The organism is Mesorhizobium sp. M7A.F.Ca.CA.001.08.2.1 (genome assembly GCF_003998455.1).
Lineage (GTDB): Bacteria > Pseudomonadota > Alphaproteobacteria > Rhizobiales > Rhizobiaceae > Mesorhizobium > Mesorhizobium ciceri.
Window position 1 is genome coordinate 1 of sequence record NZ_RZPW01001408.1, and the last position, 584, is coordinate 584.

The following is a 584-nucleotide window of genomic DNA, read 5'->3' on the forward strand; positions in this document are numbered from 1 at the left end:
GACCGAGCGGACCTGCTCGTAGCCGGTCACCATCAGAAACGTAGGCGCGCGCCCGTAGGACTTCGAACCGACGATGGCAAAGCCGGGTTCGGGATGCCTGAGCTCTTCGATGCCATGCGGCGGAACGGTGCCGCAGGAATGGAAATTCGGATCGATCAGCGGAGCCAGCGCTGGCGGCGCTTCGACGGCGGGATCGAGCGCGATGCGGATCTCGCTCAGGAACGACAGGTCCGGACGGAACCCCGTTGTGACGACGATGCGATCGACCGCGAGGTCGAGGGGCTTTCCTGCCAGCATGGCATAGACCGCTAAGCTGTCGCCGTTCATGTCGATGCGGTCCACGGCGAAGGATGTCAGCATGTTCAGCCGCCCGTCTTCCATCGCCTGCTTGGCTGCTAGGCCAAGCGCTCCACGTTCAGGCAGCTGGTCGTTCAGGCCGCCGCCGAGGAGCCTTTCGACGCTGCTATGCCGAAGCGCCCAGAAGATTTCCGTGCCAGGGGCCTCGCCCTGAAGCTCCATGAGCGCCAGCGCGACGTTGATCGCGGAATGGCCGCCGCCGATGACGAGGATGCGCTTACCCGCAT

Annotated in this window: 1 pseudogene; it reads right to left on the bottom strand. The window is 64.7% G+C overall.

The features are described from left to right. Positions 1-584: pseudogene (locus EN914_RS37685) on the bottom strand (NAD(P)/FAD-dependent oxidoreductase); the annotation flags it as partial.